An 11399-nucleotide genomic window follows, 5' to 3' on the forward strand; every position below is an offset into this window, starting at 1 on the left:
TATAAAAAATTATTTTTTAACGAAAGACTCAATTGTTTTATTAATTTCGTCTTGTTCAGTTACTTTATCAGAAAATAAGTGTTTATATAAAGGTTTGTTTTGTACCTTTTTCTTTAAAGTAAGGTTGGTATTTCTGTTGTATATTTCACTCCATTTGTTTCTAACTAATTGCCATTTGCTAGCATTCTTTTTCCACCAGTCTATTGAAGCTTTACAGCGAGCATCATCAACTTTTACATAAGTGTTATAACCTTTTTCATAAGCTATAATAACATCCTTTTCACCAGCTTTTCTTATAACTTTTTTGTTATCTTGGTCATGTACCCAACCGTAATTTGTTATTTCATGACGGTTACCTCTTTCAGTAATATTATAATCACTTCTTTTAGTGTATTCTCTACGAGGTAAAGGAGCATTAGTGGTACTTTCCCAATAACTTTTTCCGTCTATATGTACCCAAGACCCTGAACCTTCGTAACGAGGGCTATCGTCAACTTGATAAACTTTTTGACTCCACTGTTTTTTAACATCAGCTTTAGTTTTTTGCTCATATAGCCAATTGTTGTCTCCGTTGTACATATAAAAATCTTTATTTTGATATGTCCAATCTTGTCTCCAATGTTTTATTATATAAGGCTTGTCTGGGTTACCTACTTGTAATAAATGTTGAATTGAAATTTTGTTTTTGCTGTCTTCTATTAATCCAGCCCATTCTAAAGCTTTGTCTTTTTTAGTTTTAGAAGGTTTGTATAATGAATCTTTACTATTGCTAAAAGTTTCAGCGAAGTTGAAGGTAACTTCATAGCATCCACACATTTTTTTAATAGCGGCTTTGTCCTTTTTTTTCTGAGCTTTAATTGTAAAGGCTGACAGTAGTATGAAAGTTCCTAAAATTAGTTTTTTCATTTTTATGATTTTTATGGGTTGTAAATTTTTTTGCAAAAATATAAATTTTATTTAGATTGATTAAGAATAAGAGTATATATTTGCCGAAAATTATTAAGAATGTTTCTAGATAAGAAAGTTGCAATATTGTTTTTTTTTATAACACTGTCTGTATTTAGTCAGGAGAAAGAACTAGATTCTATAACTTCGGTTAAATTAGATGAAGTTGTTGTTACTGGACAATATAGTCCTCAGTCAATTAAAAAATCTGTTTACAATGTAACTGTAATTAAAAGGGAACAAATAGATAAACAGGCTGCTAATAATTTAGCTGATTTACTTAATTTTAATTTAAACCTAACAATTATACCTAGCTCTAAAACAGGAAAGTCAACAATTTCTTTTTTTGGATTAGATTCTCAATACTTTAATATTCTTATAGATAATATACCTTTAGTTAGTGATAATGGTTTGGGTAATAATATTGATTTAACGCAGATTAATTTAGATGATATCGAGCGAATAGAAATTGTAGAAGGAGCAATGGGGGTAGAGTATGGAGCAAATGCTGTTTCTGGTGTTATTAATGTAATTACTAAAAAGACGATAAATAGTAAATGGAATATTAAAGCTTCTTTACAAGAAGAAACAGTAAGTAATGAGTATGCTTTGTTTGATAAAGGTAGGCATATACAAGGTTTTAATGTTTCTCATAATTTTAATGAAAATTGGTTTGTAAGAACAGGTTTTAACCGTAATCAATTTGCAGGATTTTATAATAATAAACAAGGTAGAGATTATTATAAAGATGATGGTTTAAGAGGTTACGAATGGTTACCTAAAACGCAACTAAATACAAATGCTTTAGTTAGTTACAAAAAGAAAAATTTTAAATTATTATATAAGTTTGAATATTTTAATGAGTTCATAAATTATTATGATTTATCTGTGGATGAAAATATAGATATACAATCACAAACAAGTAATCCGTTTTCAGTTGATAAAATTTTTACAACAGATAGGTTTATAAATAACTTAAATATAAATGGACAATTAAATTCGGGGGCAAATTATAATGTTTCAATGTCTTACCAAACGCAAAAGCGTTATTTAAATAAGTTTAATTATTATATTCTTGGAGGGAGAAAATCACACGAAAGTGATGAATTACAGCAGTCGAGTAAAGTTTTCTTTTCTAAAGGAGCTATAAATAATATTTTTAAAAATGATTCTTATAGTTTTCAACTAGGTTATGAAACTCGTTTTATAAGTGGTTTTGATACCCAAGCATCAAGTGATATTACGCATCAAAATAAAGAAAGAAAGCAAAATAGTTATGCTGTATTTGGATCATCTGAAGTAAACGTTTCTGATAGTTTTATGCTACGACCAGGTGTGCGATATGAATACAGTTCATTATTTAATTCTAAGCTATTAACATCTTTAAGTGCTAGGTATTTAATGAAAAAAGGTTTTGAATTACGAGGTAATATTGGTACGTCATATAGAGCTCCAAATTTTGAAGAATTGTACTATTATTTTGTAGATTCTAATCATGATGTTAGAGGTAATGAAAGCTTAAAGCCTGAAAATGGATATACAGCTTCTATAAATTTAAAAAAACATAGTTGGTTTAATGATGTTTCTTTATCAAACGCTATAAAGTTAAGTTATATAGATATAAATGATAAAATAGACTTAGCAATAGTAAATAACTTGCCTTTAAAATATCAATACATAAATATTGATGCATATAAACTGTGGGGATTTACAACAGAGAATAGCATTAAGAAAAATAATTGGGTTTTTAATTTAGGAGGAACATTACAAGGTATTTCAAGAGTTGCAAATAACGAAGTGAATGCAAAAAATGACTATTTATATTCTTTTCAGTTAAATACAAGTGCTACTTACCAGATAGAAAAATTTAAAACAGCAATTACAGTATTGCTAAAACACAATGGCAAACAACAAAATTATGTTACTTCAGGAACTGATGCTGAAGGGAACTCAGTATTTGAAAAATCAACTACAAACGCTTACCAATGGTTAGATGCTTCTATAAAAAAATCATTTTTTAACAATACCATACAAACCACGTTAGGGGCAAGGAATTTACTTGATATAACTAACGTAAATATTAGTAATTCAGGGGCAGGAGTACATTCATCTAATAGTAACTCTCTCTTACTGGGCTACGGAAGATCTTATTACTTAAAACTTTTATACAACCTTAATTTTAAATAACATGAGAAATAAATTTTTAACATTAATTATATGTATTGCAGTATTCAATTTTATAAGCTGTAGTGATAATAATTTACCGTCAGAACCAATAAAGATCGTAAAAGAAGGAGCTTCTATTTCACCAGAGCTTGGTGGGCCAAATGAGCAAAATCAAGTATATGTAGATTTAAGTACAAATACTACTACACCTGTAAAAAGAGATTCTTGGGATTTAGGTTTTTATTCTGGAGATGATTTTAGAGTTACAATTAATGGGGCTATTGCTATGGCTACTGCACAATTATCTACAGCAAATATTGATGCAATAACATCAGTAGATGAAGAAGTAAAAGATTTACAAGCAAAAGCAGTTGTAGGTTCGGCTGGTTCTAATATTTATGTTGATTCTCCTGATGGAAACATAAAAGAAACTGCTATGAATGAAGTTTCTATAAATGATTCAGAGAACAAGGTGTATTTAGTAAATCTTGGATTTAATGTTGGTACTGATGTACCAGCTACGGGTAGTATTGATATTTCTGGAGATCCAAGAGGATGGAAAAAAGTTAGAGTATTAAGAAGAGGAGATAAGTATGTTTTACAGTATGCTGATTTAGATGCAACAACACACGTAGAAAAGGTTATACCTAAAAAAAATGGTTTCAATTTTACTTTTTTTAGCTTTGATAAAGAGGCTGTTGTAGACGTTGAACCAGAAAAAACTGATTGGGATTTAAACTTTACCGTTTCTAATAAAGTATTAGATTTTGGTGGAGGTGTACTAGGAGCGTATTCATTTTCAGATTTTGTAACAAGTAATACAAAATCGAATGTAGGTATTTATATGATAAATACTGATGATGAAAAAGAATTGTCTTATGATGCATTTAACTTAAGTAACGTAGTAGATGCTAATTTTGTTTACAACGATCAGAATATAATAGGTAGTAGTTGGAGAAATGTTTTTTCTAAAAAAGTTAAATCTAATTTATTTTATATCGTAAACGATACGGATGGAAATATTTATAAGTTACAGTTTTTAGCTTTGTTAAATGAAGCAGGGGAGCGTGGTTCACCTGAATTTGTGTATAGCTTATTATAGAAAAAAAATACTTTTAATTTTAGATAAACAATAAGTTTATTTAAAACAATAAAAAATTTTGTTAGTTTTTGTACAGTTGAAACTGCTTAACTTGAGAGGGTTAGGCAGTTTCTTATGTGTAATGTTTTTATAATTTTTCAGCTAAATAACTAGCGGTATAAGATTCTTTATTTTTAGCTAATTCTTCTGGAGAACCAGCAAAAATCAAGTTTCCTCCATTTTTACCACCTTCTTTACCTAAATCAATAATATAATCGGCACATTTTATTAATTCAATATTATGTTCAATAACAACGATCGAATGCCCTTTTTCAATCAAAGCATTAAAAGAAGCCAATAGTTTTTTAATATCATGAAAATGTAAACCTGTTGTAGGTTCATCAAAAATAAATAAAGCTTTATCTTTTGTATTCCCTTTTACTAAAAATGAAGCTAGTTTTATACGTTGTGCCTCACCACCTGATAGGGTTGAAGAAGATTGTCCTAGTTGTACATATCCTAAACCAACATCTTGTAAAGGTTTTAATTTTCGAGCAATCTTAGGTTGCTCATTATCTGTAAAAAAAGCAACAGCATCATCAATTGTAAGATTTAAAATGTCATCAATAGATTTTCTTTCAAAATTTACTTCTAAGACTTCTTTTTTAAAGCGTTTCCCGTTACAAGTATCACATTGTAAATGTACATCAGCCATAAACTGCATTTCAATAGTAACTTCACCTTCACCTTTACAAACCTCACAACGACCACCTTCAACATTAAAAGAAAAATGTTTCGGTTGGTAGTTTCTTATTTTTGATAATTTTTGATCAGATAACAATTTTCGAATATCATCATAAGCTTTTATATAGGTAACTGGGTTAGACCTAGATGAACGACCAATTGGGTTTTGATCAATAAATTCAATATGTTTTAAACTGTCATAACTTCCTGTTATATCTGTGTACTGTCCAACTTTATCACCATATCCTATCAGCTTTTTCTGCATCGCTGGATATAAAATTTTCTTAACCAACGTACTTTTTCCACTACCAGAAACTCCTGTAATAACAGTTAAATTATTTAAAGGAAAAGAAACATCAATGTTTTTAAGATTATTTTCACGTGCCCCAATAATATTAATGGTGTTTTTAGAATCTTTACGAATCTTAGGAACTTCAATTTTTAATTTTTCAGATAAATATTTTGCTGTTAACGAATCTGATTTCATAATTTCATTAAAAGTACCTTCGGCAACAACATGACCACCGTAAGTACCGGCTTCTGGACCAATATCAATAATATAATCAGCTTCTTTCATGATATCTTCATCATGCTCTACAACAATTACGGTATTTCCTAAATCACGTAAATCTTTAAGAACATCAATTAATTTTTCGGTATCCTTAGGGTGTAAACCAATACTCGGTTCATCTAAAATATACATAGAGCCAACAAGCGAACTACCAAGTGAGGTCGCTAAGTTTATTCGTTGGCTTTCTCCTCCTGAAAGTGTATTTGATGTTCTGTTTAATGTTAAATAATTTAAACCAACATTAGTTAAAAATAGTAAACGGTTATTAATTTCAGTAAGTAAGCGTTTACCAATATCTTGCTCGTATTTATTTAGTTTTATATTTTTAAAAAATATTGCTAATTCATCTAAAGGAAGTGTTACTAGCTCAGATATTATTTTGCCATGAACATAAACGAAATTTGCTTCTTTACGTAAACGTTGACCGTTACAATCGGTACATTTTGTTTTTCCTCTGTAACGAGAAAGCATTACTCTGTTCTGAATTTTGTAACTTTTTTCTTCTAGTTTTTTAAATAAATCATTTATACCCTGAAAACTTTTAGTACCGTTCCAAATAAGTTCTTTTTGGTCTTCAGAAAGTTCAAACCAAGGTTTATGAATAGGAATATTGAAAGTTTCAGCATTCAGAATTAATTCCTCTTTATATATTTTGTAAGAATCCGTTTTAAAAGGGAAAATAGCATCTTCAAATATAGATAAACCAGTATTAGGTATTACCAAATCATTATCGATACCTATTACGCTACCATAACCTTCACAAGTTGGGCATGCTCCATAAGGATTATTAAAACTGAATAAATGTGTGTTTGGTTCAAGAAATGTAATTCCGTCTAACTCAAATTTATTACTAAATTCTGTAACAGTCTTATTATTTAAGTTTTCAATGAAGCAGATACCTTTTCCTTCAAAAAAAGCAGTTTGTATTGCATCACCTAATCGATTATAAAAATCTTCTTCACTTTTAGTAACAATTCTATCAACTACTAAAAATAATTCTTCATTTTTATAGGAATCAATAGGGAATTCATCAATTCTAAAAATTTCATTATTGTATTTTATACGTGCATATCCTTGCTGTGTTAAAACCTGTAAAACAGTTTTAAGGTCACGATTTTCATTAATGATAATAGGAGCAAGTAATAATAACTTAGTACGTTCTTCAAAAGTTTTCACAAAATTAAGAACATCAGAAACAGTGTGTTTTTTTACTTCATTACCAGATACAGGAGAAATTGTTTTACCAATACGAGCAAACAATAGTTTTATATAATCATAAATTTCTGTTGAGGTACCAACTGTTGAACGAGGGTTTGTTGAATTTACCTTTTGTTCAATAGCAATTGCAGGCGAAATACCTTTTATATAATCTACTTTAGGTTTGTGTAATTTACCTAAAAACTGACGAGCATAAGAAGATAAACTTTCTACATAACGCCTTTGTCCTTCGGCATATAAAGTGTCAAAAGCCAATGAAGATTTTCCAGAACCAGAAAGTCCGGTTATTACAACTAGTTTATTACGTGGAATAACAACATCAATGTTTTTTAAATTATGCAAACTAGCACCTTTTATAATGATGTTTTCTTTTGGACTTATGGTAGAAAGATCTCTTTTCATTTACTAAAAAAATAAGCAGTAAAAATAAAGCTTTTTTGAATAAGAAAATGGCTGATATGATATAGATTATTTAACTTACATCAATATTATTTATTGATGTAAGTTAAATAACATTGTTCGTTATATGTTTAAATAAGGTAATGTTGGATTTATATAATGTTTTCTAAAAAAAACTTCCAATTCTTCTTGGAATTTTTTTTCACTTTCAGGAAAAGCATTATATTTAAGGAGCATTTCTGTAATTGCTTGGCAACGTGTAGAAGAAAAACTTTCTTTATTTAAAGGCTCGTCTCCCCATGCACTTCCTGTAAGAGAACTTTCAACTTGTTCATAAAAAGGGAAGAACAAGGCAGAAGCAGTTTTTATAGAAATAGGTGTAATTGTTCTTATGATATCGTTTCCTATAATATCTAATTTTGTGTCTTGGTCTAATACTTTTCCCTTTTCATAGCAAATAACAATCTTATCATCTTTTATAATCTCTTCTGTTTCTTTTGTGTTTAAAAAGATCTTGAATTGTTTAATTTGATATTGTTTAGGTTGATTATTCATCATTTCAACTAATTTAGTAGCAATTTCAAAAGAAGTACTTTGCTCTTTTATATTAACTACAATTCTTCTGTTAGCTTTATAATCAGTTGAGTTAGGATTAACAAAAAGGTGGAAATAATCAGCCCCTCTTTTATTTAAGTAGCTTTCAATATTTTCTTTAGAGGTCGTGTCTGTAAAAATAAGAGTACCTCCATTTTGTGGTTTAGCTTTTATATTATTATTGCTATGTAATAAGTTGTATAGTTTGTCCGTCGTATTTGTAAGAGTTTCGTTATAGTTTGGATATTTGTTAAGTAAACATATAAATTATTGTACAGGTTTTTAGAATTTCCCTTATTGATTAATTGTTCCCATTTATTTTTTTGTTTTTTTAATTGATCAAAACAATCTTGATACTGGTTGTTACTATTTTTTTGGGAGTTTTTTAATGTTTTTATTTGTTTAGTATGCATGATTATAATTTTTTATAGTAAATGGAGTTTTCTAAATAAATGTTCCCTCTATTTCAAGAGTAGAGGGAACAATTGGTTGCAATATAGTTAGGTCTATGATAATTTTAAATTAAACGAGTGTCTGTAATAGTCGCAAGAATTAAGCCTGCTTGACCATGTTTACCATTAATAGACGAAGTTAATTCTTGGTTTCCACTTGTCTTTGAAACGTACTCATCACGTTCATCATATAGTTTATCATTAATATCCTTTATTGGAGTACTATCATCATTATCGAGAAGTTCAATATTTGTACCATTAGAGGCACTATATGGTACTGCAAATTGATGAGCAAATTTTACAGGATGTTTTTTAGAATCATTAGTAAAAATCATTGTTCCTTCTGTACCATAAAAGCCAAAACCTAATGATGTATCCTTTCTTGCTACGTATGATCCGGCAAAAACCATATACTCAAATTCATCAGTTTCTGAAATATCTACACGTTTCATTATTTGAACATCCGGAGATGATAATAATATACTATCATGATCTGCCATAAAATCATCTAATTTACCGTGATTTAGATATAAATCAGAACCTTCTTTATTGTGTTCTTGCCAATTAATTACACTAAAATTATGATCTGTACCATTAATTATCATTCCACTTACAATAGAAGGTCTAAGTCCTAATGCCCAGATTATTCCACTAATTATAGCACTTGAAATATAACTAACAAATTTACCAGGAACAGCTTCTATTCCTTTTACAATTGAACCAATTAACGGAATTTCATCAAGTAAAGCATTTGCGGTTGTTAATGAAGCTATATTACTGATATTAAAAAGCCCCGCACCTTTTATTTTTTTAGCCATAGCTCTTGTAGAAGTTTCTTTTATCATTTGAGATAAATGATCACCTTGATCTTTATAATATTGATCTATAGCTGTTCCTTTGTAACTTGAAATTGTTTTTAAATTCTGCATTGGCATAGACATATTAACTGATGTTAAAACAGGTTCGCTACCATCAGAAAGTAAATCAGTAAAACCTATTTTTTTATTTCTTTCATCAATACCTTCAACTAATACTTTTATAGCTTGTTTTTTTATTTTGAGATATCCTCCTTCATTTGAAAATAGTACAGATTGCAAATCAATATTAAAAGCTCTTTCTAATTCGGCTACTTTTTTGTGGCCCCATGACTCTAGAGTAAAATTTCTTTGATTTTGTTTATTATTTTTCTCAACTTCTAGTATTAAATTTTCCATTTTGATTCATTTTAATAATTAGTTTCCTTACTCGTATGGCTTTTCGGGGGAGGGCGCCTCGTTTTTTATAGTAGTTTCTGACCTCTACTTTTGAAAACTAAAGTATAGCGCTATTTGTTTTCTGATATAAAATTACCTCTTAAAATAGCTTAAAAATTAAGCTAATGTTGTGAATACACTTTTTTATGTTGCGAGTAAAGTAGAAAGTGTTATAGGTTAATTTTTAGAAATTATTTAAACCGAAGAGGAGCTACAAATAATGAATTTAGATCTTTAAAAAAGCGCTTGCTAATCGTGATTTAAATATCTAAGTTGTTGTTGTTGTTGTTGTTGTTGTTGTTGTTGTTGTTGTTGTTGTTGTTGTGTAGGGTGTTTAAAGTAGTATGAAAAATAATATGATTGTGCCATGTATTAAATTCCGTAGTTAATATTATTTACGAAATAATTGACTAAACTTTAAAAAAAAAATTGATTTTTTTGAGTTAATATGATTGATTAGTACTTTTCATATTTTTTGTAGTTAATTTTTTGTCATTTATTTAAACTTAGTAGGTGAGATATTGCTAGAGTTAAAATAAGAAGGTGTTTGTTTTAATAACTATATTATATGATTGAATTACTTAGTTTATTATTTTGAGATGTGTTTTAATGATTGAATTAATTGATATTGATGATTTGTAATAAGTGATTCTTTACTTAAAGGTTTCCAATAATTTTTAAACTTAAGGTTTTTATACTTAATGTTTTGGTACAGTTTATTGCTATTAAAACTACAGTCTTCTTTAATATATAGCCCAGGAATATAACCAGTATTAAAAACAGTATCATACCATGCGTTGCAATATGCTACTAAATTTTGAGGAGAGGTATCTGATGAGACCCCTTTTAAGTCACACCAAATATTCATGTTTAAGGGTAGACCAATGTTAATCGCATTACGAACTATATTTTGACCATCAATGATTCCTGAGTTTGTATTTGGTTTCCAATCAGGTGAACGTATGCGATGTATTACACTAAGTGATAACCCTGCATTAAGAATGTTTTTTGCTTCAATGAAACTAAGATCGTTAGGCCTCTTAAGAGCTGTATGAGATGTATATCTAATACAAAAAGTATATCCTGTTTTTTTTAGGTGAATTGCTTGAGCAAAAGAGATAATAGTGTTAGTATCAAAACCTTTTAAATTTTGAAAAGTATTTGAAGCTATTCTGGGGGACTTCTTATATATTCTCATGCTTATCAGTTAGTTCGTGATTTTTTATAAATCCATCACTTAAAAAGTGATGGATTTAATTATGGTTAGTAGATTTTTTTTCTATTAAACCAGTTTTTGTAATTTGATAATAGTATAAATACTATTTTTGACTATCAATTTTAAAAACATACCCATCTTCAGCATTTCCGTTTAATGAAATTTCTACTTCAGAAACACCTTCTAGGTCTTGCTCAAAAAAGTGATCGGTATTTAACACAGCAGAATTCAATAATTGACTTTCTTCTATTTCAGAAGCAATACCCCAATACAATTTTGGTTTTAATACAAATGTTGCTTTTTGACCATAACCAACAATATTCTTGGTCATCATTAACTTATTGTCTTTGTATAAAGAAGCTGCTACACCACCTTGTATATTGGCATCATTATTTACATCAATAGATTTAGTATCAGATGCATTTCCGTTTGCAGCAAGAACAATTCCGGTATCGTTTTTACTAACAGTGTAACGTTTCCCTATATCTGATGGTAAAACCTGCGTTTTATTTGTTCCATCTTTCCATGTAGCGCCAACTTCAGTAATTATTGGAAATCCAAAACTACTAGAAGAACCTCTTCCTATATTTGGTATGGTACGCCATGCTACACCTTCTTTTAAAGCATCGAAAGTTGGAGTTTCATTTTTAGTAAATACAAAAACCGTTGGAAGATCTTTGTTCATTGATTTGTTTGTGTAGGTAATTTTAATACTTGTAGACATTATTTTTGGTTTTAAAATTTTGAATTAATTATTTTT

The 11399-nt window shown here is 28.8% G+C and carries 8 protein-coding genes; 2 read left to right on the forward strand and 6 right to left on the reverse strand.

What is annotated here, in order from left to right:
- Positions 1–9: 9 nt before the first annotated feature.
- Entirely contained in the window at positions 10–906 is an 897-nt protein-coding gene (locus H518_RS0105095; protein WP_028888068.1) for a DUF6607 family protein, read from the reverse strand.
- Positions 907–1005: 99 nt separating this feature from the next.
- On the opposite strand from H518_RS0105095, the gene H518_RS0105100 reads away from it, so the two are divergent.
- Positions 1006–3132, forward strand: coding sequence for a TonB-dependent receptor plug domain-containing protein (locus tag H518_RS0105100; protein WP_028888069.1), 2127 nt, complete (start codon positions 1006–1008; stop codon positions 3130–3132).
- A 1-nt stretch (position 3133) separates the two neighbouring features.
- Entirely contained in the window at positions 3134–4213 is a 1080-nt protein-coding gene (locus H518_RS0105105) for an HmuY family protein (RefSeq protein WP_028888070.1), read from the forward strand.
- A gap of 127 nt (positions 4214–4340) precedes the next feature.
- Here H518_RS0105105 and uvrA read toward each other — a convergent pair whose 3' ends face one another.
- From uvrA to H518_RS0105135, 5 genes are all read right to left on the reverse strand, one after another.
- Entirely contained in the window at positions 4341–7127 is a 2787-nt protein-coding gene (gene uvrA / locus H518_RS0105110) for an excinuclease ABC subunit UvrA (RefSeq protein WP_028888071.1), read from the reverse strand.
- A gap of 120 nt (positions 7128–7247) precedes the next feature.
- The gene (locus H518_RS0105115; protein ID WP_155995164.1) at positions 7248–7682 is read right to left on the reverse strand and encodes a hypothetical protein; all 435 of its coding nucleotides are present in this window, start codon (positions 7680–7682) and stop codon (positions 7248–7250) included.
- A gap of 553 nt (positions 7683–8235) precedes the next feature.
- Positions 8236–9384, reverse strand: a complete 1149-nt coding sequence (locus tag H518_RS0105120; protein ID WP_028888073.1) for a hypothetical protein — start codon at positions 9382–9384, stop codon at positions 8236–8238.
- Between the two features lie 628 nt (positions 9385–10012).
- A complete protein-coding gene (locus tag H518_RS19255) occupies positions 10013–10621 on the reverse strand; it encodes a glycoside hydrolase domain-containing protein (RefSeq protein WP_051263668.1) in 609 nt (202 codons plus the stop codon).
- 121 nt (positions 10622–10742) lie between these two features.
- Positions 10743–11363, reverse strand: coding sequence for a hypothetical protein (locus tag H518_RS0105135; RefSeq protein WP_028888074.1), 621 nt, complete (start codon positions 11361–11363; stop codon positions 10743–10745).
- Between the last annotated feature and the right edge of the window lie 36 nt (positions 11364–11399).

Source organism: Tenacibaculum ovolyticum DSM 18103 (genome assembly GCF_000430545.1).
Taxonomy (GTDB): Bacteria; Bacteroidota; Bacteroidia; order Flavobacteriales; family Flavobacteriaceae; genus Polaribacter; species Polaribacter ovolyticus.

Coding starts and splice junctions, on each gene's coding strand:
- H518_RS0105115 (WP_155995164.1), bottom strand. CDS start 7,682: ATGATGAATAATCAACCTAAACAATATCAAATTAAACAATTCAAGATC.
- H518_RS0105100 (WP_028888069.1), top strand. CDS start 1,006: ATGTTTCTAGATAAGAAAGTTGCAATATTGTTTTTTTTTATAACACTG.
- H518_RS0105105 (WP_028888070.1), top strand. CDS start 3,134: ATGAGAAATAAATTTTTAACATTAATTATATGTATTGCAGTATTCAAT.
- H518_RS0105095 (WP_028888068.1), bottom strand. CDS start 906: ATGAAAAAACTAATTTTAGGAACTTTCATACTACTGTCAGCCTTTACA.
- H518_RS19255 (WP_051263668.1), bottom strand. CDS start 10,621: ATGAGAATATATAAGAAGTCCCCCAGAATAGCTTCAAATACTTTTCAA.
- H518_RS0105120 (WP_028888073.1), bottom strand. CDS start 9,384: ATGGAAAATTTAATACTAGAAGTTGAGAAAAATAATAAACAAAATCAA.
- H518_RS0105135 (WP_028888074.1), bottom strand. CDS start 11,363: ATGTCTACAAGTATTAAAATTACCTACACAAACAAATCAATGAACAAA.
- uvrA (WP_028888071.1), bottom strand. CDS start 7,127: ATGAAAAGAGATCTTTCTACCATAAGTCCAAAAGAAAACATCATTATA.